At 41.1% G+C, this 24,228-nt stretch carries 22 protein-coding genes; 10 read left to right on the forward strand and 12 right to left on the reverse strand.

Annotated features, from left to right (window positions below; translation table 11 throughout):
* Positions 1 to 25: 25 nt before the first annotated feature.
* From GXP67_RS34260 to GXP67_RS38115, 4 genes are all read right to left on the reverse strand, one after another.
* On the reverse strand, positions 26 to 1,060 hold the full coding sequence (locus tag GXP67_RS34260; protein WP_162447293.1) for a FecR family protein: 1,035 nt from the start codon (positions 1,058 to 1,060) through the stop codon (positions 26 to 28).
* A gap of 123 nt (positions 1,061 to 1,183) precedes the next feature.
* The gene (locus GXP67_RS34265; RefSeq protein ID WP_162447294.1) at positions 1,184 to 1,768 is read right to left on the reverse strand and encodes a GNAT family N-acetyltransferase; all 585 of its coding nucleotides are present in this window, start codon (positions 1,766 to 1,768) and stop codon (positions 1,184 to 1,186) included.
* Positions 1,769 to 1,882: 114 nt separating this feature from the next.
* Positions 1,883 to 3,073 (reverse strand): glycine C-acetyltransferase, encoded by a 1,191-nt coding sequence (gene kbl / locus GXP67_RS34270; protein WP_162447295.1) that lies wholly within the window; start codon positions 3,071 to 3,073, stop codon positions 1,883 to 1,885.
* 62 nt (positions 3,074 to 3,135) lie between these two features.
* Complete coding sequence (locus GXP67_RS38115) at positions 3,136 to 3,450, reverse strand: hypothetical protein (RefSeq protein ID WP_317170088.1); 315 nt, start codon at positions 3,448 to 3,450, stop codon at positions 3,136 to 3,138.
* A gap of 166 nt (positions 3,451 to 3,616) precedes the next feature.
* Here GXP67_RS38115 and GXP67_RS34280 point away from each other — a divergent pair, with 166 nt between their 5' ends.
* Together GXP67_RS34280 and GXP67_RS34285 are read left to right on the forward strand one after the other, a co-directional pair.
* Positions 3,617 to 4,582, forward strand: coding sequence for an NAD-dependent epimerase/dehydratase family protein (locus GXP67_RS34280; RefSeq protein ID WP_162447296.1), 966 nt, complete (start codon positions 3,617 to 3,619; stop codon positions 4,580 to 4,582).
* 29 nt (positions 4,583 to 4,611) lie between these two features.
* Entirely contained in the window at positions 4,612 to 4,827 is a 216-nt protein-coding gene (locus GXP67_RS34285; RefSeq protein WP_162447297.1) for a hypothetical protein, read from the forward strand.
* 102 nt (positions 4,828 to 4,929) lie between these two features.
* On the opposite strand, the gene GXP67_RS34290 is transcribed toward GXP67_RS34285, so the two are convergent.
* On the reverse strand, positions 4,930 to 5,589 hold the full coding sequence (locus GXP67_RS34290; RefSeq protein WP_162447298.1) for a porin family protein: 660 nt from the start codon (positions 5,587 to 5,589) through the stop codon (positions 4,930 to 4,932).
* 129 nt (positions 5,590 to 5,718) lie between these two features.
* On the reverse strand, positions 5,719 to 7,167 hold the full coding sequence (locus GXP67_RS34295) for an NADP-dependent isocitrate dehydrogenase (RefSeq protein ID WP_162447299.1): 1,449 nt from the start codon (positions 7,165 to 7,167) through the stop codon (positions 5,719 to 5,721).
* A 322-nt stretch (positions 7,168 to 7,489) separates the two neighbouring features.
* Between GXP67_RS34295 and GXP67_RS34300 the strand changes: the two genes are divergently transcribed.
* From GXP67_RS34300 to GXP67_RS34315, 4 genes are all read left to right on the forward strand, one after another.
* Positions 7,490 to 8,275 carry an enoyl-CoA hydratase/isomerase family protein gene (locus tag GXP67_RS34300; protein ID WP_162447300.1) on the forward strand — a complete coding sequence of 262 codons (786 nt, stop codon included), beginning with the start codon at positions 7,490 to 7,492 and terminating at the stop codon, positions 8,273 to 8,275.
* Between the two features lie 100 nt (positions 8,276 to 8,375).
* Positions 8,376 to 9,872, forward strand: a complete 1,497-nt coding sequence (locus GXP67_RS34305) for a lipopolysaccharide biosynthesis protein (protein ID WP_162447301.1) — start codon at positions 8,376 to 8,378, stop codon at positions 9,870 to 9,872.
* Between the two features lie 110 nt (positions 9,873 to 9,982).
* Positions 9,983 to 10,423, forward strand: coding sequence for a dUTP diphosphatase (gene dut, locus GXP67_RS34310; protein ID WP_162447302.1), 441 nt, complete (start codon positions 9,983 to 9,985; stop codon positions 10,421 to 10,423).
* Between the two features lie 244 nt (positions 10,424 to 10,667).
* Complete coding sequence (locus GXP67_RS34315) at positions 10,668 to 11,231, forward strand: RNA polymerase sigma factor (RefSeq protein WP_162447303.1); 564 nt, start codon at positions 10,668 to 10,670, stop codon at positions 11,229 to 11,231.
* A gap of 81 nt (positions 11,232 to 11,312) precedes the next feature.
* Here the strand turns inward: GXP67_RS34315 and GXP67_RS34320 are convergent, their stop codons facing one another.
* From GXP67_RS34320 to GXP67_RS34330, 3 genes are all read right to left on the reverse strand, one after another.
* Positions 11,313 to 12,659 (reverse strand): FAD-binding protein, encoded by a 1,347-nt coding sequence (locus GXP67_RS34320; protein ID WP_162447304.1) that lies wholly within the window; start codon positions 12,657 to 12,659, stop codon positions 11,313 to 11,315.
* A gap of 182 nt (positions 12,660 to 12,841) precedes the next feature.
* A complete protein-coding gene (gene bshB1, locus GXP67_RS34325) occupies positions 12,842 to 13,558 on the reverse strand; it encodes a bacillithiol biosynthesis deacetylase BshB1 (RefSeq protein ID WP_162448146.1) in 717 nt (238 codons plus the stop codon).
* Between the two features lie 95 nt (positions 13,559 to 13,653).
* On the reverse strand, positions 13,654 to 14,691 hold the full coding sequence (locus tag GXP67_RS34330) for a LysM peptidoglycan-binding domain-containing M23 family metallopeptidase (RefSeq protein ID WP_162447305.1): 1,038 nt from the start codon (positions 14,689 to 14,691) through the stop codon (positions 13,654 to 13,656).
* 555 nt (positions 14,692 to 15,246) lie between these two features.
* Between GXP67_RS34330 and GXP67_RS34335 the strand changes: the two genes are divergently transcribed.
* Positions 15,247 to 16,575 carry a MutS-related protein gene (locus GXP67_RS34335; protein ID WP_162447306.1) on the forward strand — a complete coding sequence of 443 codons (1,329 nt, stop codon included), beginning with the start codon at positions 15,247 to 15,249 and terminating at the stop codon, positions 16,573 to 16,575.
* Between the two features lies 1 nt (position 16,576).
* On the opposite strand, the gene GXP67_RS34340 is transcribed toward GXP67_RS34335, so the two are convergent.
* Positions 16,577 to 18,085, reverse strand: a complete 1,509-nt coding sequence (locus GXP67_RS34340) for an APC family permease (RefSeq protein ID WP_162447307.1) — start codon at positions 18,083 to 18,085, stop codon at positions 16,577 to 16,579.
* Between the two features lie 333 nt (positions 18,086 to 18,418).
* Here GXP67_RS34340 and GXP67_RS34345 point away from each other — a divergent pair, with 333 nt between their 5' ends.
* The 3 genes from GXP67_RS34345 (at position 18,419) to GXP67_RS34355 (ending at position 22,336) form a co-directional block, all read left to right on the forward strand.
* Positions 18,419 to 18,949 carry a hypothetical protein gene (locus GXP67_RS34345; protein ID WP_162447308.1) on the forward strand — a complete coding sequence of 177 codons (531 nt, stop codon included), beginning with the start codon at positions 18,419 to 18,421 and terminating at the stop codon, positions 18,947 to 18,949.
* Between the two features lie 383 nt (positions 18,950 to 19,332).
* Positions 19,333 to 21,867: a heavy metal translocating P-type ATPase gene (locus GXP67_RS34350; protein ID WP_162447309.1), complete on the forward strand. Its 2,535-nt coding sequence runs from the start codon at positions 19,333 to 19,335 to the stop codon at positions 21,865 to 21,867.
* 262 nt (positions 21,868 to 22,129) lie between these two features.
* Positions 22,130 to 22,336, forward strand: coding sequence for a hypothetical protein (locus GXP67_RS34355; RefSeq protein ID WP_162447310.1), 207 nt, complete (start codon positions 22,130 to 22,132; stop codon positions 22,334 to 22,336).
* A gap of 273 nt (positions 22,337 to 22,609) precedes the next feature.
* Here GXP67_RS34355 and GXP67_RS34360 read toward each other — a convergent pair whose 3' ends face one another.
* Both GXP67_RS34360 and GXP67_RS34365 read right to left on the reverse strand, forming a co-directional pair.
* The gene (locus GXP67_RS34360) at positions 22,610 to 23,674 is read right to left on the reverse strand and encodes an aminotransferase class I/II-fold pyridoxal phosphate-dependent enzyme (RefSeq protein ID WP_162447311.1); all 1,065 of its coding nucleotides are present in this window, start codon (positions 23,672 to 23,674) and stop codon (positions 22,610 to 22,612) included.
* A 48-nt stretch (positions 23,675 to 23,722) separates the two neighbouring features.
* Positions 23,723 to 24,214 (reverse strand): DUF4240 domain-containing protein, encoded by a 492-nt coding sequence (locus GXP67_RS34365; protein ID WP_162447312.1) that lies wholly within the window; start codon positions 24,212 to 24,214, stop codon positions 23,723 to 23,725.
* Between the last annotated feature and the right edge of the window lie 14 nt (positions 24,215 to 24,228).

Below are 24,228 nucleotides of genomic sequence, written 5' to 3' on the forward strand. Positions count from 1 at the left end.
TTTTCTTTAATTGCTCTATGATTTTTTATTTACAACCCCGGCCAGTAAAAATGTATTGCTCATTATTCCGGGTATAGGTCAGGTCTACAGAAACCACCAGGACATCTACAATTTCCTGCAAGCTTGGCTGCTCAAAAGTACCTGTAAACCGGCATTCCAGCATCCGTTCATCAGATACTTCGATGGGTACGCCAAAGTATTTTTCCAGCGTCCGGATAACCTTATCCATTTTTGTGTTATTGAATGTCAGCTTATTGTCTTTCCAGGCCAGAAAGTTAAGATCATCTATCTGGGTTTTCACAATCTGCTCATCCCTTTTCATTTCTGCCTTAAATCCTGGCGTAAGCAGCACCTGGCTTTGTTGCGGAGCTTCTTTGGTTGAGAAAGCTACTTTTCCGGTTAATACCTGTACTTCTGTTCTGCCTTCTTTTTCATAAGATCTTACGGTGAAAGAAGTTCCGAGTACCTGCGTTCTGGTATTCCCGCTAAAAATCGTGAAGGTTTTGCCATTTTTTTTTCTCACATCAAAAAACGCCTCCCCGGACAGATACACTACCCGTTCTTTTTCATTAAAATCGGCCGCATACGACAGGTGGCTGTTCTTGTTAAGCACCACCAGGCTGCTATCCGGCAGGTAGATCTGCTGTTTTTCGCTGGCTGCACTGAACGAAAGCATTTCCTCTCCACCCGACTTCCCCAGGTTTGTTCTATTGGCCAGATACACTAAGCCTATGATCACCACCAGTACAGCAGCCACTCTCATCAGCATAGGCCAGGGACGGAACTGGATTATTTTTCCTTCCGGAGCCATTTTACTTTCTACCTCTGCTGATAAGCCGGTTTTGGTTTGAAATTTTGTCCAGGCTTTTTCAGTATCAGGGGTATATTGATCATCTACATCCGCTGTAAACTTCCAGGCTGCCTTTGCCTTTTCAAATAAGTGCCGGTTTTCTGGCGTTGCATCCACCCAGGCAGCCAGGTCTGCTTCTTCCTGTCTGGAAGCCTCCCCCTGCAGATGCTTAGCAATCAGATCCCAATACTTATTGTTTGGCTCTTCCATGAATTGATTTCGAATATTCTATATCTATGACAGACAAATGAACGGCTACCCCTATGCAGGGATATAATTTTTTGTAAAAATATTTTATGGCAGCATACAATTGTCTGAACAAGAGTAAGTCGGCTATAACTTCATTCCCTGGAAATCTTGTAAGGTAATGCCGTAGTAGATGATATCTACCAGCGTTTTATCTGCCTTCAAAAAATCTTTGCGCAGCCAGCCTTCTTTCACAAATCCACAGTTTTCGGCCAGCTTACTGCTACGGGCATTAGAGGGAGTGGTGCGGAGAAATAGTTTCCTTACTTTAAGCTGCTCAAAACTAAATTTAATAATCAGCTTCACCACCTCTGTCATCAGGCCTCTGCCTTCATATTCTTTACTGATATAATAGCCAATTTCAGCCCGGGGAATTTCCCAGTCAATGTTTTTTACTGAAATCTGCCCGATATAGGTTTGTGAGCTTTTTTCCCAGATGCCAAAAAAATAACCTTTTTGCCCATACCACTCTGCCATTTTATTACGCACATATAATTCAGCTTTTTGTTCATCAGTAATCTGAGAGATAGTCCGGGGAAAATGATCCTGCAGCCTGATCTTGTTATCCCGGATGAGTGCATACACCAGCTTCCCTTCACCCTCCTGGTAACGCTTCAGCAATATTCTGGAATTTTGTAAGGTTTCCGGTACGCCAAGTAAGTCTTCTTTCATTGCCCAATGATAGATTTTTCAGAAAATATATAAGTAAATGGTTTTTACTATAAAACAGATGCAGGAGTTTATTTCATGGCAAGAAACTAAACTTTTACGTAAGGAATATTTTAATTATTTAATCACACCTAGCTCATTTCCTACTTCTGTGAATGCCTGGATAGCTTTGTCCAGGTGTTCTGTTGAATGTACAGCTGAAATCTGCACCCGTATTCTGGCCTGGCCTTTGGCTACTACCGGAAAATAAAATCCAATGACATAAATCCCTTTTTCCAGTAATTTCTGGGCAAACTGCTGCGACAACACGGCATCATAGAGCATAATAGGCACAATGGGATGTTCTCCTGGTTTGATGTCGAACCCGGCAGCGGTCATTTTCTCCCGGAAGTATCTGGTATTCCGTTCCAGTTTATCTCTAAGTTCCGTAGTTTCAGTAAGCATGTCCACTACAGCGATGGAAGCTCCTACAATAGAAGGTGCCAGTGTATTGGAGAATAAATAGGGTCTGGAACGCTGGCGGAGAATTTCGATAATCTCTTTTCTGCCGGAAGTAAACCCACCGGAAGCGCCGCCCAAAGCCTTGCCCAGGGTGCCGGTGATAATATCTACCCGTCCCATCACATTGCGGTATTCAGGTACGCCTCTGCCGGTTTTACCGATAAATCCGGTAGAATGGCATTCATCAGTCATCACCAGGGCTTTATACTGATCGGCAAGGTCACAGATTTTATCCAGCCGGGCAATGGTACCATCCATAGAAAATGCACCATCTGTTACAATAATCCGGTGGCGGCAATTGGCTGTCTCTTTCAGTTTTGCTTCCAGGTCTGCCATATCATTGTGTTTATAGCGGAAACGCTGCGCTTTGCACAATCGGACTCCATCAATAATAGAAGCATGGTTGAGTTCATCGGAAATAATTGCATCTTCCTGACCAAAAAGAGGCTCAAATACGCCCCCATTGGCATCAAAAGCAGCCGCATACAAAATGGTGTCTTCTGTACCTAAAAACTCAGCTATCTTTTTTTCGAGGGTTTTATGAATATCCTGTGTACCGCAAATAAACCGCACTGACGACATGCCATACCCATGCGTATCTATGGCATCTTTGGCGGCTTGTATTACTTGGGGATGGGAAGAAAGACCCAGGTAATTATTGGCACAAAAATTTATCACTTGTTTGCCCTCAGTAGTTTCTATCACTGCATCCTGGGGTGTGGTTATTACTCTTTCCTTCTTATACAGGCCTGCATTTTTTATTTCTTCTAACTCCTGGGTCAAAACTGGTTTTAGGGTATCGTACATAGTAAATGGAAAGTTGAAAATGTAAACTGTGAAAATACTTAGGCGAACAGGCGGCTTTTAATTTATTCTTCCTGCTCCGGTTTTTTTTCGATTACAGGCCGTTTTAGTACTGGCCGGGCAGGTTTAGCAGCAGGCGGAGGTACCGTACTCGCCGGGATTGAAGTAGCCGGTTCAGTCTCTGGCACAACAACAGGTGTTTTCAGGGGATATTGCCGGCGGATATTATTAATCAGAAATTTCTTCTGAACAGTAAAACTTTCCGGATGTACGGCTTCAAACAATGCATACAATTCCTGCCACTGCTGCGGTTCATTCTCCCTAAAGGCCTGGCTGTCAATTTTTTTTTCGGCCAGATAGGTTTCGAAAGTGGAGTTCATATGAACAAACTATTCATTCTATTGCTTAAATCAATGACTATTTACCTAAATTTTTAAAGTTTCTTAAACAAATTTTGCCGCAAAGATACGTATTAAAGGCAAAGGTATTGTGTTTTTTAGGCAGCAAGTAATTTGTAGTTTTACCAGCAGATTTATCATCTATCGAATGCAACCAGATAAAATATTAGTTATTGGCGCCTGTGGCCAATTAGGAACAGAATTAACACTCGCTTTAAGAGAAATATATGGCTCAAGTAATGTAATTGCTTCAGACCTGCAATGCCGGGTGCCCTTGCTTTCCCAAACAGGTCCGTTTGAAAAGCTGGATGTATTGGAAACACAGCGGCTGGCGGCCATTATTAACAAACACCAGATTACACAGATTTATCATCTGGCAGCTATGCTCTCGGCAACGGGTGAACAGAATCCCAAATTTGCCTGGAAATTAAATGTAAATGGTTTGCTTAATGTGCTGGATATCGCCCAGGAAAAAAAATTGCATAAAATCTTCTGGCCCAGTTCCATTGCTGTATTTGGTCCACATACGCCATCCGAGCAAACGCCTCAATTTACTACGATGGACCCCAATACCGTATATGGCATCAGTAAACTGGCTGGCGAGCGGTGGTGTGAATACTACTTTGAAAAATATGGCGTGGATGTTCGCAGCCTCCGGTATCCAGGATTAATTAGCTATAAAACGCCTCCGGGCGGCGGAACTACCGATTATGCGATTGATATCTACCACAAAGCCCTGGAAGGCGCACCGTTTGAATGCTTCTTAGCTGAGGATACGTATTTGCCGATGATGTATATGCCAGATGCCATTAAAGCTACTTTGCAAATCATGGATGCTCCTTCAACCGAGATAAAAATCCGTTCCAGCTATAATGTAGGTGCTTTTAGTTTTTCCCCTAAAGAAATTGCCAAGTCAATTCAATCGAATATTCCAGCATTTCGCATCACCTACAAACCAGACTTCCGTCAGCAAATTGCCGATTCCTGGCCAGATACCATTGATGATACGGCTGCCCGAACAGACTGGCACTGGAATCCTGAATACACTCTCCAAACAATGACCATTGATATTTTACTGAATCTCAAGAAACTTAAAGCCGAGGAAGTAGTGTAATAGGGCTGCTTTAGTATTAATCACAGAAAATGATCACTCCTGAAGAATTCAGAAATAAATGGGTAGGTTCAGATCAAACAAAGTTAGTTAGCTATAGTGAAGAAGAACTTCAACATACCCTACTTGATATTGAACCGACTTCCGATGATGTATGTATGCTCTTTCAGGAATTGGAAGTAATAGATCATAAATGCATCAAGGCAAATAGCTTCTGGTGGTTTGAACTTGCACAATTTGAAAGGTAAAATCTTAATTTCAATTTATTATGTGGCGTAAATAGTAAACTTACCTCAAATAAAAAAGGCAAGGAATCTGGTTCCCTGCCTTTTTTTGTAAAAATCCAATTCTTAGAAGCCAATGCCAACAAAGAATTGTAAGCCCTGGTTTTTAGCATTGCGGGTAAGTTGACCGGCAATATCGCTGTTACCTATTTCACGCAAGCCATACATATACCGTGCGCCTATCTGAAATCCTTTGATATCAACAGCCAAACCCCCAGCCAGACCATAATCTACCCGCTGGAAATCGTCTTCATCCAGCTCAGCTACCATACCTGTAGACAAATCTTCCCGCAGATTTTTCACATTGGCATTGAACAGGTACGATACATAAGGGCCAGCCTGTATGCTAACAGGTCCTAGGGTAACTGCTGCCAGTACAGGAAGATCAATATAGTTCAGATTGAATCTGATATCTCCATCCTGTGTGAACGGAATGTTGCGGTAGCTCCCGATTTTAGTTCCTTTGGAAGACCACATCAATTCAGGTTGGATGGCGAAATATTCACCTAATGGTGCTTTCATCCATACCCCGGCATGTAAGCCTGCTTTCATTTTTTCATCATCTACATCGTCTACATACAAATTGGTCAGGTTAAGACCTCCTTTTACACCAAATCTAATTTGGGTATCATCGTTTTGGGCAAAACCAGTGTTTGAAACGAAGAATAAAGCGGCGGCCAAAAAGCTGATGCCCGCTAACTTTTTAACTGAGAATGTGTTTTTCATACAAATATAATTTTATTTAGCTGGTAATGAGAGTATGTACGGATAAGGCGCTTTTAGGTTGTACATTATTTAAGCAAAAAAGCAGGAAAAAGCCTGCTTTTTTGTATATCTGTAGTAATCAAGCTTTTATTATTCTCCCTGTCCGACTGAATAACCTGGTTTACCATCGAATGTGCAGAGATTTTCGATTTTAATAAAATCATATCCGGCAGATTGTATTTTGGCAAGCAAAGCAAGGATTTGTTCATGCGAAACTACTCCCCCATTCTGGCTTACATACCGGCAGCGCCAGTGATCGGTACAGAAGGTTTCCGGCAAGCCATCCGGATATACTTTTACACCCCGGTTAGAGATCATGGTCAATTTTAAACCTTCGCTGGTTACTTTCTCCAATGCTTTTCCCAAATCATCAGCCGAACCCTTATCCCAGTCTAAAAATACATCTACGCCTACCAGATCTTTTTTACGTTTGGCCTGCTGGGCTTCCTGATGGGTATGAATAGGCTTGGGAGCTGATTGATAGCTAATAGTTTTAAACAAGTGCGGTTTTCTGCCCAGGCGTTTAATTACGGCTTCTGCAAATTCCTTTGTGCCTACTTTTTGTTTGCTAACATCCGGCTTAAACACATCTCCGGTATGAATACCTGCCTCAATCGTACTCAGCCAGGCGTTGTGAATTTTTGCCGCAACTTCAGGCTGACCTATATGTACCAGCATCATAATTGCTCCATGCAATAACCCAGATGGATTGGCAATACCCTGGCCAGCAATAGAAGGCGCAGATCCATGAATGGCCTCAAACATGGCACACTGATCGCCGATGTTGGCAGAACCACCCATCCCTACAGAACCTGCAATTTGTGCAGCAATATCTGAAATAATATCGCCATACAAATTCAGCGTTACAATCACTCCGAAGCGTTCTGGTTCGTCGGCCAGCAAGGCAGAGCCAATATCGATAATCCAGTGCTCTTTTTCCAGATCTGGATATTCCTGTCCAATCTGATCAAATACCTTATGAAACAAGCCATCGGTCAGTTTCATGATATTGTCTTTGGTAAGGCAGGTCACTTTTTTGCGTCCATATGCCCTGGCATACTCAAAGGCATACCGGATAATTTTCTCACAACCCGGCCTGGATATAATTTTTAAACACTGCACTACCTGCTCGGTTTGCTGATGTTCAATACCGGCATATAGATCTTCTTCATTTTCCCTAATAATTACCAGATCCATCTTGGGGTGTTTGGTCACTACAAAAGGATGATAGGACTGGCAGGGGCGCACATTGGCATATAAACCAAGCATTTTACGGGTGGTTACGTTCAGACTGGTATAGCCGCCACCCTGAGGGGTAGTAATGGGCGCTTTCAGAAATACTTTGGTGCGCCGTAGTGATTCCCAGGCTGAGGGTTCAATGCCGGTTTTTACCCCTTTCAGGTACAATTTTTCCCCTATTTCAATCACTTCTTTTTCCAGTTGTGCTCCTGCGGCATCTAATATTTGCAGGGTAGCTTCCATGATTTCAGGTCCGATGCCATCTCCATAGGCTACTGTAATTGTTGTTTTCTGAGACATATCCGGTGTGAGTTTAAATGATTAGAAGTTAGAACCTGGATTTAGAGGCTAGAATATGGAAATTAGATGTATTGGTTATAACAGTTATGTCAGTATAGCTTACATAGCATAAATTTGAAATACTATTAAATCAAGCATATGAATAAACTTCGGCTACAATTTCCGATTTTTAACTTCTATCCTTCCCTATCAGGTTCCCGCAAATATAACAGCCTATGACGAGTATATATGTTTTAGCCCAAATCTTTTATAGAAGCCTGAGTTGAATTTAAATTTCTGGATTATATACTATCTTTGCGCCTTCATAAACGAAACATAAGCCATGCTGGCATTAGATAACATTAATATATTGACTAAGGACGGAATTCTGACTGCTGTCATTAACCGGCCTTCTAAAATGAATGCCCTAAACCTTACAACCATTGAAGAAGTTTGCGATGTAATCCAGGAATCCTATGACAATCCAAGCATTAAAGGGGTGATTTTTACTGGCGAAGGAGAAAAAGCCTTTGTTGCCGGCGCAGATATAGCAGAGATTGCTTCCCTCAATGAAGTAAGCAGCCGCAAATTTTCGGAACGGGGGCAAGAGATTTTTGCCATGATTGAAAACTGCCCCAAACCAGTAATCGCTGCTGTAAACGGATATGCTTTAGGAGGTGGCTGCGAACTGGCAATGGCTTGTCATATACGTATTGCTGTGGAAACGGCCAAATTTGGACAGCCAGAAGTAAACCTGGGCTTGATTCCAGGATATGGAGGTACCCAGCGGCTTACCCAGCTGGTAGGCAAGGCAAAAGCCATGGAACTGATCATGACAGCTGATATTATTACTGCCCAGGAGGCAAAATCTATTGGTCTTGTGAATCATGTGGTTGATACACAGGCAGAACTTTTGCCAAAGGCTGAAGAACTGATGCGGAAAATCCTGAGTAAAGCGCCTCTGGCTATCGAAATGGTGATCAGTTGTGTAAATGCGGTGTATAATAAAGAAGAAAACGGATACCAGACAGAAGCTAATTCTTTCAGCATCTGCTGTAAATCGGAAGATTTTAAAGAAGGCACCAAAGCTTTCCTGGAAAAACGGCCAGCCAAATTTCAAAGAAAATAAAATTATGTCTGTAGTTACTGGTCTTTAGTCTTTGGTAAAATAAAATCTATCTTCCTCCTTTTACTAAAGACCAGCGACCAACGACTAATGACCAACTCCCATGAGTGTACTAAAAAAACTGGCTGGCGAAACAGCATTGTATGGTTTGAGTAGTATTGTAGGCCGCCTGCTTAATTATTTACTGGTTCCATTGCATACAGCTGTGTTTGCACCTGCCGAATTTGGGGTAAATGCCAAGTTATATGCTTATGTGGCCTTCTTTAACGTATTATACACGTATGGACTGGAAACTGCTTATTTCCGTTTTGCTTCTAAGGCAAAAGATGAAAATTACTATAATGTTGCCCTCAGCTCTATCATTCTAAGCAGCAGTTTGCTTTCGGGACTTATTATCATACTTTCTCCACAGATTGCCAATGCTCTCGGATATCCAGACAGAGACCATTTAGTCCGTTGGCTGGCCATTATTATAGCCATTGATGCCATTGTAGCCATACCTTTTGCCCGGTTGCGTTTGCAGAAAAAAGCCAAAACCTTTGCACTGGCCCGTATGGCAAACATTCTGCTCACCGTTTTTCTCAATATTTTCTTTCTGATTTTCTGTAAGGATATTTATGAAGGAAAGTATTTGCAAAGCCTGAAACCTCTCGTAGAAACCATTTATTTTCCTTCGCTGGGCATTGGCTACATCGTGCTTTCAAATCTGATTGCCAATGCGGCTTTCTTTCTGCTGCTCTACCGTTCCTTCCTTCAGTTCCGCTTCCGGCTGGATAAACAAATACTCCAATCTATGTGGATATATGCCTATCCCATTCTGATCATGAGCCTTGCCGGAACCACTAACCTGATGACAGACCGCATTTTGCTGGAAACTTTTCTGCCAGAGAATTTTTATCCTGGCAAAACACCTGCGGAAGCGCTGGGAATATATGCAGGCTGTTATAAACTTTCTATTTTTATGACACTGGCTATTCAGGCTTTCCGCTATGCAGCTGAACCTTTCTTTTTCTCCCAGTCGGAAGATAAAAATGCACCTGGCACCTTTGCTCTAGTTACCAAATGGTTCATTATTGTGTGTGTGCTCATCTGGCTGGGGGTAAGTGTCAATCTGGATATTATCGGCTTGTTTTTGCGCAGCAAAGACTACCGGGAAGGTTTAGCCGTTGTGCCTGTTTTATTACTGGCTAATTTATTCCTGGGCGTATATTACAATTTATCTGTCTGGTTTAAGCTCAGCGACAAAACGTATTATGGCACTTACATTACTCTTACCGGTGCTGCAATTACCGTAATTGGTAATATGCTGCTGATTCCTGTTTTCGGTTATATGGGTTGCGCGTATACTTTTCTGCTTTCCTGTATAGTAATGACAGTATTGTGTTATACATTGGGAAATAAATACTATCCGGTGCCGTATGATATAAAATCGGCGGTTACCTATATTATAAGCGCTGCACTACTAATTTATATCGGGTTTAATTTTCCGTCCAGTAACCAGGTAATCGCTACTGCTTTTCACTTGTTCTTATGCCTGGTATTTGCTGCCATTGTATTTGTGATGGAACGGTCTACATTCAGGTCACGGAAAGTGTGGTAGCCGCAGATAGTATCCTTAAGGAGGCAGCAATAAACTTTTCTGCTACATCAACAATTATACAATACCCTTTGTATCTTCTGATCAATAATCAAAAGCGTATTCATAAACTTATGACAAACACCCAGGTAAAAATCATTAACCAATCCCGGCATCCGCTTCCCTCCTACCAGACCGAACATTCGGCCGGTATGGACCTCCGGGCTAATATTGAAGCTTCGGTTACCTTACAACCCCTTCAGCGGCAGCTTATTCCCACCGGTTTATTCATCGAACTGCCCCATGGCTACGAAGCACAAATCAGGCCCAGAAGCGGACTGGCTTTCAAACATGGCATTACCGTTTTAAATAGCCCGGGAACGATAGATGCTGATTACCGGGGCGAGGTGAAAGTGCTGCTGATCAATTTATCTGATACGGCTTTTACCATCGAAAATGGCGAGCGTATTGCCCAGATGGTGATTGCAGCTTATGAAAAAATTTCCTGGCAAACAGCAGAAGCACTTTCTGACACGGCCAGAGGCGCAGGAGGATACGGAAGTACTGGCAAATAATGTGTTGTCTGGCCTACCAGCTTAAGAATTTCATTGTAATACCATTCAATTTAAAGTCTGTTATGCCTTCAGGGAAGAGTAACAGACTTTAGCTTTTTCTTGTCTTCCCAAGTTACCCTTTCAAACGTATACCTGTATCATCTCCTTTAACTAGATTGTCTCCTTATCAATCATTCTGTTAAAATATCCGGATAGTAACTTAATATGAATTTTTATTAATATATTTATAACAAATGTGTACCCCATGCTGGAAACTGCTCAGCTCCATATTGACCATTACTTACTAATCCGGCTCAAATCAGGAGATGAAACTGCTTTCCGGGAAATATATCATAAGTATCATAAGCCTCTCCATTTTATTGCCTACAAATACTTAAAAAACAATGATTTATCGGACGATGCGCTGCAGGATATCTTCCTGAAATTATGGATAAACAGAGAATCATTGAATGAGAATTTATCTTTAAAAGGCTTTTTATTTACTTCCCTTAAAAATCATTTGCTCAATATTCTCCGCAACCATAAAGTTCATCAGAGTAAGCAGTCGGAAGCGGCCAGTTCTATGGAAGTAATTGTAAATGAAACAGAGGGCAATCTGCAATATGGCGAATACAACCAGATTGTGCAGAATGGTATAGAAAAATTATCTCCGCAGAAAAAGCATATTTTTAAATTACGGGCATTAGATGGATTGAATAATGAAGAAGTTGCCAGAGAATTACAATTGTCCATTAACACCGTAAAATTTCAGTTTTCGCAGGCGACCAAGTTCCTCCGGAAATATCTGAAGAAAGAAGCAGACATTTAAGCAGAAGCACTAGAGATGAGCCAGCAGTCAGAAGTAAAAAGTTTGACTAGTGGCCATATTTATTTCCAGGCAATCCTGCTATCAGGTAGTATAAAAACCATTACTCAAAAATTCATTGCGGAATTTCCCTTGAGGATCGTATCTGGTAATCAGTTTTTTAAAGTCGGTTAGCTTTTCATAACGGGACGCTAGTACTTGGGATGACATCGTGAACAACTTACCCCAGTGTGGCCTTGCATTAAAAGGAGCTAATTCTTTTTCTATCACAGGCAACAATTTACTCACAGCCGGCCAGTCCTGTTTCCAGGTAAAATGAATGGCTACACTTGGTTGTTTATAACAAGGGCTCATCCACAAATCGTCGGCTTCAATGGTGCGTATTTCCGATATGAACAAATGCGGTCCAATCTGTTTTCCCATTCGTTGTATAGCCATAAAGGCTTCTACAGCTTGCGTGCGGGGAACAAAATATTCTGCCTGTAATTCTTTGCCGCTGCTTGGCGTAAAACCCATTTTAAAGTGTGGCAAGCGTTCATACCAGGGTCCTTTTACCCCCATTTGTTCGGTACAGTTTTCTGCGGAAAGTTCTGCGATCGGATGCATATTTTTAGTAGCCGCTTTTGCACCGAAAAATCCCTGTGCTGTTTCATTCATGGCAGCTTCGTGCACACGCCTTTTTACCCATACCTCATTGATGCTTTCCTGCTGCCAGTCTGTAAACAAGCTCACGCTATATCCGGCTGACACGATTTTATCAAAATTATCTTTTAACTGAGTAAGCGGCAGTTTTTCATACACATACTGCTGCATCATATAGGTGGGCTCAATCCGGAGGGTAACTTTTGTTACGATTCCCAGTGCCCCAAGTCCCACGACAACGCCATTAAAGGTATCTCCATCTTTTTCTTTAGACAAGGTATGAACCGTTCCATCGGCGGACACCATTTCCAGACCTACCACAGCCGTAGCGAGATTGCCCATTTTAACACCAGAACCATGTGTTGCCGTAGTGCAGGAACCTGCTACAGAAATATGGGGAAGCGAGGCAAGATTATGTAAAGCAAAGCCTTTTTCGTGCAGATAAGGAGCCAGCTCTCCATACTTAATTCCTCCCTCCACAGTAACGGTCCTGGCATTGGTATCTAATGAAACTACCTTATTGATGTCTCTTAAGGAAAGCAGGTTATCCTTGCTATCGGCGATCCGGTTAAAGCAATGCCGGGTGCCCAGTCCTTTGAGCCTGGTATATTTTTTTACAAGGCTTTGTATTTCTGTAAGCGTTTTAGGATAGTATACTTTATCTGTGCTGTATTCTATATTTCCGGCCCAGTTCTTCAATTTTTCATTTGGTTTAAATGCCTGTAAAGGTAAGATCATACTACCTGCGGCCACAGCAGAAGATACCTGCAAAAATTTTCTCTTTTTCATAAGTGAAGGAGGTTAACCGAATAACAATACTTGCTCAAAAAAGCAGCCTATCTTTTGATACAAAAAGAACTAGCCAGAAGAAAGATACTCATTTTTTGATACAGATGGCTTTCATTATAAAAATACTTAAATACTTACAAAAATTGTAAAGCCAGTAAGTATTATAAATTACTTATGTATTCCTAGATGAGATCGAATAAATTGCGGACACCAATCTGACGGGCTTTGGTGAAACCTTCTCCATATTTTACGCCTATAGAATGCCCCCATTCCTGCGCTCTGGCCGAGAGAAAATCTACGAATTCCGGAGAGGAAATATAGGTATTAGGTTCCGGGCTATTGGGATCATAAAACTGGGTTTTATACGCCCGGATGGCAGCTACTTTCTGCTCCCAGTAAGAAGTGATATCCACCACAAAATCAGGTTTAATATACCGGTCCTGTATGAAATGATACATGGCTTTTGGCCGCCAGGCTTCCTGTAACTGATTATCCCGGTAAGTAATTATTTTTTTAAGGCCAGATAAAAAGCAGGCATCTACCTCCAGTTGAGCACCTTTTCCATGATCCGGATGACGGTCTTCTATGGCATTGAGCAGCACAATTTCCGGCTGATAGGCACGAATGGCAGCAATTAGCTCCATCTGATGAAAACGGTCATTCTGAAAAAAGCCGTCGGCAAAATTCATATTCTCCCGTACATCCAGGCTGAGTAGTTTGCTGGCTTCTGCCGCTTCTTCTTTTCTGGTTTCCGGAGTCCCTCTGGTCCCTAATTCACCCCTCGTCAAATCAATTACACCTACTTTGTGGCCCAGGGATTTATGCAGCAATAAGGTGCCGGCACAGGAAAGTTCTACATCGTCGGGATGGGAGGCAATCGCCAGAATATCAAGTTTAATCATAGGTAGTGGTGATAGACCTGGCAATTATTGGGTAAAAGCCAGAATATAGCAAGTATAGCAACAATCTGCTTGTTTTTTATACAAATACCTGATTATTTAACCCGAAGCCTTCGTCCTGTTTTGAGAAGTGTCCGGGTGGAAATGCGGTTGATTTTACACAGGTACGAGACTGATACACCATATCTGCGGGCTATTTTCCCCAGGTTATCGCCAGACCGCACTGTATGGTACACCGTTCGCCGGACAACCGCTTTTTTCTGGGTACCAAAATAGGCAAAATGTTCCGGTGTGAGGGTAAATATCTGGGACTTTAGTTTGTTATTATCAAAATCGTAGATATTAATGGGATTGATGGCATTGCCCTGGTAGCGGATTTCCATATGCAAATGTGGCCCCGAACTTCGCCCGGTACTGCCTCCGAGCCCAATCGTATCCCCGGCTTTTACCAGTTGCCCCACTTCCACATCCTGCCGGCTCAGGTGGCCATATAACGTTTCCAGTCCATTATAATGCCTGAGCAAGACATAGTTTCCCCAGCCACTGGCATCAAACCGGACAATACGTACGATCCCATCAAAGGCTGCCCTTACCGGATCGCCAGTGTTCAGGTCGAGGTCGGTACCATAGTGCCAGCGGTATCCCCGGAAACCAAAATTAGAGTTTACCTGTGCCGAAGCCAGGGGAGGCGACCACATCTGCCCTTTTGCCTCATCATACAAATTTATGACGACTGTATCTTCAAACTTGGTAGGATCAATTTTGTAGGGGTTTACATTTCTGGAATCCCAGATGGAATAATATTCAGCTACCTTTACCCAGACACAATCTACCTTGATTTCTTCCGCAACTTCCACAACACTCAAAGTACCTTCATCAGCGGTCGTGGTATCTTCACTTACAATAGACGGTACTTTTACCGGCGCATAATCTGAGAAAGACTCGTCCATTTCAGATTCAACCGGGGGTTCTTCCTCTGCAGGAGGCGTTGTTTCTTCTTTTGGGGGTTCTTTTTTGGGTTCCGGTGCTTTAATCTTTACCGGATTTTTGAATCTTTTTCTTTCCTGTGCATGCACCTGTCCGGTGAGCGAAATGCATACAAACAAGGTAAGTATATATAAGAATAAACGCATTTGTTACTGGGTTGAAAGCGATACAAATTAAAAATTACGGCTGGCCACAGGATACCTACACTTTTGGCAGATAAGGGTTGTGATAGACCGTAATTTCAAAATTTTGCTTCTACATTAAATTAATAGTACTAAGTATTAGAATTCTTCAATGCTTATGCTAGTATACAAATAATAATCGGTTATGAAAATTCATCAAATCCCTGCCTTTCTTAACCATTTATTCAGCTATGAATAGTGCTCAGGTTCTGGCTTAAAACGCAAAAATCCTGTATGGCTATATTCACCATTTTGTATCATTTTCAAAGTTGCGTAAAAATACCTGTCCAACCAACAAAAAACTGCTATTCCCCGACAAAATACTCTGGAAATAAAGTAAGAAAATGACCGATAAATCCCATTTAAAAAAGCTTATTGCAGCTTCCGGTAAAAAAGATTTGAACATAAAACCGCCATACATACAGGCTAGCATTATTTCTGTAGCAATACCCGGCACATAGTAACACAGAATATTTTTTCTGCTTGTGTACTTTCTTACCCTAAACACCCACCTGTTGCATGAGTTTTCATATTGACACCCAAACTAAAAAAGACCTGCAATTATTTGATGAAGGCAGAAAAAGTCATTCTGTTTTTTCATACTTTAACCATACCAGAACCAAAGGTGGAAAAGCACTGCTCTACCAGATGATGTTGGCTCCCCTCAACGAGGAAAAGGTACTTACAGACAGGCAAAATGCTATACGTTTTTTTGGGGAAAACCAGGTAGAAATCGGTATCGATTACCACCGAATAGATATGATTGAGTATTACCTGAATCTGAATGTAACCGTATTGAAAAATAATCCTTTGGATGCCTGTATCAAACATGTATCAGCCCAGCTCCGGCCGGATAACAACTATTACCTCATTCAGACAGGCATTGAACATCTGATTTATCTTTTCCGGCACCTGCACCAGTTTATCGCTTCTACAGAAAAAACAGGAATGCCAGCGTTAATACTGGAGCAATTCAGCCAGATAGAAGCCTTTTTGCAGGAACCAATGATTCAAACGCTGGTTCAAACGAAGAGTAAACTCAGTTTTTTACAAATCAGCCAGTATGATCATTTGCTGAGAAAAAAGTTTAAACCCCAGCTGTTTTCCCTGCTCGACCATTTGTATCAATTTGACGTATTTGAGACCGTTGCCAGGATCGCCAGACAGAAATCTCTCACTTTTCCGGAATATGTATCTGCTGCCCAGCCGCAGGTAACTATTCAGGGATTATTTCACCCTTTGCTGGAAAATCCGGTTTTAAACGATATTGAAATTAGTAGTACGGCCAATCTGTTTTTTCTTACCGGTCCGAATATGGCTGGCAAATCTACTTTTCTCAAATCCCTGGGACTTTCCATCTACCTGGCACATATTGGTTTTCCGGTTCCGGCCAGCTATATGCAAACCAGCCTTTACAATGGGTTGATTACCACTATTAATCTTGCAGATAGTATGCAACTGGGATACAGCCATTTTTACAGTGAGGTAAAACGGGTGAAAGAAACTGCTTTAATGATTAAGGAAAACAAAAGTGTGTTTGTTATTTTTGATGAATTATTCAGAGGTACCAATGTAAAAGATGCCCTGGACGCTTCACTGCTGGTGATTTCTGCTTTTGCAAAAATTAAAACCTGTTCGTTTTTTGTATCTACCCACCTGACAGAAGTAGCCAAAGAACTGCCTGATCCATCAACCATTTGTTTCAAATATTTTGAATCTTCGCTGATCGGCAACAAACCAGTATACAGCTATAAACTTCAGGATGGAATTTCTGAAGAACGGCTGGGTATATTGATTGTACAGAATGAAAAGATCACCGAAATTCTGGATTCTATTGGGCAGAAATAGTTTAAACTATATTTTTTTTCCAGGATAAGTAAAAAGGCAGACCTGTCAGAATTAAAAATAAACCAGTGAGGCTCTGCAAAGGCCGCTCCAGAAGAGAAACCGTAACCAGAGCGATACAGCACAATACAAATAAGGCTGGCAGCACCGGATAACCAATGGCTTTGTAGGGACGAGGCGCATCCGGCATTTTTCTCCGCAATACAAATACACCAAAAGCCCCGGCACCATAAAAAATAAAGGCGGCAAAAATTAGCATATCGGTGAGTTGATCAAAGCTGCCGGAAAATACCAGGATGCACGACCAGGTACATTGCATGAGTAAAGCTATGGAAGGCGTTTTGTAAACCGGATGACAGTAGGCTGCTTTTTTAAAGAATAACCCATCTTTAGCCATCGCAAAATATACCCTGGACGTGGATAAAATGCTACTATTAGTACTCCCGAAAGTAGCCAGCAAAATTAGTGTAGATATGAATGTTATTCCACTCAAACTTAATATAGACGGTGTATCTTGATGTGCAATACCAAAGAAATTTTCGGCTGATGTTGCAATTTTTTTTACAACCTCCACTGCTGCAATCGTATTAGGTGTATTAAACACAGCTATCATTTCGTCGATAGGCATTACATAGAGATAGGTAAAATTAATAAGCAGGTAAATACCAGTTACCAGACTTACGCCTATGCCCAGTGCCAAAGGAATGGTCCGTTTGGGGTTCTTTACTTCGCCTCCCAGAAAACTCAGGTTATTCCATCCATCATACGCCCAGAAAGCACTTACCATAGCCGTAAACATGGCTCCCAGCAGTCCACTGGTAGAAGTATTGACCCTGGAAATGTCAAAACCGGAAGCGTTGGTCGCTATATTGTCCATACTTCCGCCACTGATAGTGAGGCCCAGAATAACAATAGTGAATATACACAGTACGACTGAAGAAGTGAATACAGCACTTACTGAACTCCCATATTTTACACCCCGGTAGTTCACCGTAGTAAGCAAACACAGCAGGCAAACCGTGAGTATTTTCACACCAAAATTCTTTAGCGGATAGATCACACCAAAAAGGCTGAATGCTTCCAGTTCCGGACTGAGTTGTGGCAAAGGAACCAGGGTGTTGACCGAGTGGGCAAATACATAGGCAATAGATGCCTGGGAAGCAGACTGGATCACGGCAAAACATGCCCAGCCATACAAAAAAGCAAACATTTTCCCATACATCCGCCTGAAATACACATACTGCCCTCCCGGTTCGGCAATCAAACCGGCAATTTCTGCATTGGTGAGCGAACCCATCAAAGTAACTATTCCGGCCAGCAGCCATGCCAGTAATACCAGCCCAGGTGATTGCAGGCCATCAGACATAGGCGCTATTTTCTTAAATACACCAGAACCAATCATGGAACTCATCACGACCGTAACCGCTGCAAATACGCCGATGTGCCGGAGTAATCCTGACTGATGAGTGGTTTGGGTGTCTTTCTCCGGGAAAGTTTCTGGTTTGGTAAGCATAGTTAGCTGTCAATGGTCTGTAGTAAACTGTACAAAATACAAATTATTTGTATTCGTGCATGCTGAAGAGGAGGAATATCTGCCTTTTGACCAGGAGAAGAAGCATTTCTGGTTATTCTATATTCAGAACAAAACGCTATTCTTTGACATATATCCACAATGTAAAAGATCAGTAAAGTAGTCCTACAACATTAATATCCTAAACTGGTATTACAAAAATAATATGATTTAACGAGCTGTAATTTATTAGAATAACATAGAAACAATACATTCTACAAATCTTTCATATATTATATTTAAGAGTTATACTCAGGCAAGCAAGACGACACAACATTGACAAAATTTAAGACAAATATCTTTGAAACTGCACTTGCGGTACTGACATTATTAAGTATTGTTGGGCTTTGCTTTTATTTTTATGAATTAATAAACCCTGATCCTACCCAAGACAATCCATTTAAAACATTTGATAATAATCCCGGAATAATAAAAATTTCAATTGCATCACTTATTGCCAGAACTATTTTTATTATTTGCTTTTGCTACTTAGTAGTTGATAAATTTAAACAGGACAATAAAATAATAACCGTTTACCTTTTTATTGCTCTGACAATAGGCTTTCTTCAATGGTATGAACTTTACTATGGTTCGACATTTTATTATGGAGAAGTTAGAGATAAACAAGGATTAAGATTTCCTCTTTTAGCTTCGTTTATGGTGACACTTGCAATTTGGAGAATCAATTACACAAAGACGCAAAATCGCAACCTGATAATAAAGTTAGTATTGACGGGACTAATTAACTTTGGGCTTTATTTTCTTTGGACACAAGTTAATGAACCCTGGAATTTATGGCAATCTTGACTACAAAAATATAAATTCAAAGCCGGACTGATTACAACTTAGGTTTTGTGGTAGATAGGCTAACATGCAAAATTAGAGCTAAACACTACGATTGCAGGCTTTGCCATGAGTTAAAATCAACATCAGATATGGACGTTAGTTAGAAACTAAACGACTCTTCCATTCATATAAACCTTGACAATTTAGTTTGTTTCGACAACAATACGTTTTTATTCTTTTATACAGTTCTAATCCTGGCAGACCAGCCCTATTTGTCCGACACCAAAGAAGTTAACCATCTTCGGCATTTCCACTTCCACAATTATTCTTTGTAAATATATTCTCCATATTTTAATAAGACTATATTATTCATGGTTTCACTTTTTTTCTGATAATTTGTGTATATGGAAAAGACCCGGATAAATCTAGACATTCTTTTGCCTGAAGTGCCAGATGAAAGAGATGAATGTGTAAACCGCATCATCAAATCTCTTGCATATAAACGAGGCATTGATCATGTGCATATCGTCCCCGAAAAAGAAAACAAAAAGGCACAGCTTTGCTTCCACTACAATCCCGATGAAATATCAATTAATAAAGTAGAACAGTTAGCAAAGCAGGCAGGTGCAGAAATAACAGAACATTATGGTCATTTGCTGATCGAAACGTCAGGTATTCGCCATCCCCGTCATGCCAGGATAATAGAAGCAAGCATAAGGAAGAACAAAGGAATCCAGAATGTTTCTGTTTCTGGCACAGGGTTCATTCAACTGGAGTTCAATAAGGAAGCCACTTCAGCAGAAATAATTAATCAGCAACTCAAAGACGAAGGGCTGACAATAACTGAGATTGAGGACTTTCATTGGCACGAATCCAAAGAAACTGCAGTATCAAAAGAAGTACCGGCACATCAACATACAGAACACGACCATGATCACAATCACGATCATGCCCATAATCATGATCACGGCCATGACCATGCAGCAACCGGACATACCCATTCACACAGCGGCATATTTGGAGAAAAAACAGAATTACTATTTGCCATTATTTGCGGTGCTTTGCTAGGTATTGGTTTCGGCTTATCATTCATCAAAGGCTTATCTCAATATGTGTCCATTGGCCTTTACATCGGCGCTTACTTCTTTGGCGGCTTCTACACAACCAAGGAAGCAATAGAAGGCATCAGCAAAGGAGAGTTTGAAATAGATTTTTTGATGCTTGTGGCTGCCATTGGTGCGGCTTTTTTAGGGCTATGGGCAGAAGGTGCATTGTTATTGTTCCTTTTCAGCCTCGGTCATTCTTTGGAACATTATGCCATGGAAAAAGCAAAAAAATCGATTGCTGCCTTAACAGAATTAGCGCCTAAAACTGCTTTATTAAAAACCGGAAACGACTTGAACGAAGTAAAGATTGAAGAACTGAAACCAGGGGATATAATTGTAGTAAAACCAAATTCAAAAATTTCAGCAGACGGCATAATTGTAAAAGGCAATAGCAGTATTAACCAGGCACCCATCACCGGCGAGAGTGTGCCGGTTGACAAGATGCCGGTTGAAGACCCCAATGTGGATATTGCGCAGGCTGATAAACTGGATGCCGCCTACAAAGTGTTTGCAGGTTCAATAAACGGCAGTAAAAATTTAGAAATTAAAGTCACCAAAGTTGCCGCCGACAGTACCATAGCAAGGTTGGTAAAAATGGTGAACGAAGCACAAACACAAAAATCGCCAACACAAAACTTTACTGATAAGCTGGAAAAATATTATGTTCCTTCCGTGCTCCTATTAGTAGTGCTTTTATTATTTGCATTCTTAGTAAAAGATGAACCTTTCAGTGCAAGTTTTTACAGGGCAATGGCAGTATTAGTAGCAGCTAGTCCATGCGCTTTAGCTATATCCACACCAAGTGCTGTATTGAGCGCTGTGGCAAGAGCAGCAAGAGGTGGCGTATTAATTAAAGGAGGTAAACCATTGGAGGCATTAGGTTCACTTACAGCCATCGCATTTGATAAAACAGGTACATTAACGGAAGGCAAACCAAAGCTCACCGGCGTTTATCTGCTCAATGAAATATCAGAAGAAGAGTTACTGCACATGATTATTGCTGTTGAAAAACTAAGTGACCATCCTCTGGCAGCAGCTATTGTAAAAGGAGGCACAGAAAAATTAAACAAAGACGTTCCGGCAGCATCCAATTTACAAGCAATACCAGGCCGGGGAATCAAAGCCGATTATCAAAGCAATACCATCCATATAGGCAACAAAGAATTGTTTACAGAAAAAAATGACCAGCTACCGGACGGTATAAAAACACAGGTAGAAGATTTAGAAAGAAAAGGAAATACAACCATGCTTGTTCAGCAGAACGGCCAGTTCAAAGGTATCATAACGCTGATGGACATGGCAAGAGGAGATGCAAAAGAAACATTGGCTCAGTTACATAAATTAGGCATTCGTAAAATGATTATGCTTACAGGAGATAACCAGAAAGTAGCAGAAGCGATTGCTAAGGAAATCGGAATTACCGATGCCTGGGGAAACCTGATGCCTGAACAAAAAGTAGAAGCGATTGAAAAACTAAAAATCAGCGAAAAGCAAGTAGCAATGGTTGGTGATGGCGTAAACGATGCACCGGCTATGGCAAAGAGTACGGTGGGCATTGCAATGGGTGCAGCTGGTTCGGATGTGGCACTGGAAACGGCAGACATTGCACTGATGGCAGATAAATTAGAGAACCTTCCTTTCGCAATAGGATTAAGTAAAAAAGCCCATCGTATCATCAAACAGAACTTAGTTATCAGTCTTGGAATGGTTGTGATATTGATACCCCTTACCATTTTAGGAATTGCTCATATAGGTCCGGCCGTAATAGGACATGAAGGCTCAACTCTGATAGTTGTATTTAATGCATTGAGATTGCTGGCATACAAAAAGTGATGCATTTATAACGGAAAGGATTTTAATAAAGTAAATTGATGAAGAAGTAAGAGGAAGTATATTGAAAGGAGCCCTTTCATCATACTTAATAGGTTCCGAAACAGAAAAACCGGCAGGTACATCTGCAAGTTATAATCCATAAACCATCATATCAAATACCTGCGTAGAACAAGGATATTTATTCAAATACACTTTGTATTTCAAAGTACTTTTAATACCTTTATAATTCAAATGATTTTAGAAATTTTAATTCGTATCAATCATGAAAAACAAAATAGGTATCATTATCGGTTTTATCTTAGGGGTTGCCGGCTTCCTGCTGATGTTCAAAATAATATTCCTTAATAATATAACTCCGGAAGATGAGCTGGCTCCAGGAATTGTAGTTCTGATTTCTGTACTGAATGGATTGTTATTTGCTTATATAGGTTCTCTGATTCAGAACTATTTTGTAAAGAAGAGGGCTTAATTGTATTTACATTTTTATTTCTGCATGTTTTCCTGGACGATAAATACAGCAGAATATACTGGATTTTCGGCCATGCAACTTGACGAATAAATCTTCATTTTTGTCCGTTATCAGCAGCGGTTTTCGCAGAAGTGATTCAATTAAAATCAAACGCCAGGCTCAGCATTATAAATTCTCACACCTGCTCAAAGTTTCCAACATAATCTGAGTAAACTTCCTGCACACTCAATTCAACAGTATTTAATTCTTCTTGATAAAAATCTCATTCAACTTCTACATGAGATTGACAAATCTGTTTATTGCTTGTGCCAGCCGGAAAATATCATCCGGTGTATGGAGACTATTAATTACTACCCGGGTAACAAGTTTGCTTTCGGGAGAAGGATAGGGAAAACTGGAAATCAGGATATTATTTTCTTTCAGGTACGTAGCAAGCGTATTCTCTCTGGTATAAAATACGGGATAATCCGGAAAATATTCAAATAAGCCAGTATTTGAAATGAAGCTTTCAAACTGCCGGATATTGGCAAACAGTTTTTGCCGTTCCTGCTGATAAAGATTTTCTGAGCGCAGAAAAGTGTACAGATAGGCTGGAATGACAGGTGAACTTCCACCAAAAAAAGGGTTTCGTTTGAATGTTTCTACGGTTGCTCTATCCGATAAAACTACACCTCCGGGAATCCCGAATGCTTTTCCAAACGAACTCACTACAATAGGCCGGATATGCTTATATGCGATCAGTTCCTGAAAGATGCCTGCTCCGTTCTTTCCAGTTATGCCAAATCCATGTGAATCATCCACAACCAGGGTAATGGATTTATCTGTTGGCAAGTGCTGTAACCAGTCAAAACTATACCGTTTGGCTTGTAAAGGATCTAGCGAATTGGTGAGAATCACAATGTTTGCATCAGACATACTCGTTAATACATCCATTATTATATCTACCCACTGCTGGTAATCGCCGTCAAAAAAATCATCGGCACTGCGCCACAAGGCCGGATGAGTTCTGGGAGCATACATTAACATTCCGGTATTTTCCAGCAGGCGAACCACCATTTGTCCGGTTAAAAATCCGGATGATAAAGTTACTGCAGCTTCTGCACCAGTAAGCTGGGACAAATAGGCTTCTGCTTCCTGATAAACCTGCAATTGCAAGTTAGATATTCTGGAACTGGCGTAATTGGTACCATACCTGGCCATTCCTTCCTGCAAGAAGCTGCTGAACACCTCGTTTTTTGCCATTCCCAGGTAAGAAGTTCCGCTGCAATACAAAAACTCTTTTCCCTCCACAAGTATGGTGCGGTCGGGAAGATGATCTATATAGAGGGTTTCTTTCAAGGCGAACCTAATGCGGATATACTATAATAAGTAGGAATTTATATTATTTTACTCAGAAGACCATCCGTTGGCATTAGAACAGGATTCAATATTGTAAGTGGTATTTCTCTCAAACTCTTTTCCAAATCGTTTTTCATAAACATCATACCCAATAAAACAAACTGATTCAGCTTCTACATCCATCGTAGCCCTGGCAGGATTTTCATTCACTTCATTATAGTATTGTTCGCCCATCCCAACAATAAAACCCCGGCAGTATAAAAACCCATCATCGGAGCCATCGGTATATTTGTGAATCTCTTCCCGGTCAATGGTATAGAGCTTTTCCTCCATGATATGGTTAAAGGCGGTGAGTTCTTGTTCAGTAAGCTTTTCTAACTGGCTTTCCATTTCCTCTACTACTTCATCATTCAGCCCAAAACTTACCCCTTCAAATAAAGAAGCTTCATTGCTTTGCAGGGCTTGCTGCCGTAATTCATCCAATAATGGTAGATTTTGCCAGGCCGTTTCAATTATTTTCCAGAATCTTTGTTCATTCATATGGGAACTATATT

Origin of the sequence: Rhodocytophaga rosea, from assembly GCF_010119975.1 — a bacterium.
GTDB classification, from domain to species: Bacteria; Bacteroidota; Bacteroidia; order Cytophagales; family 172606-1; genus Rhodocytophaga; species Rhodocytophaga rosea.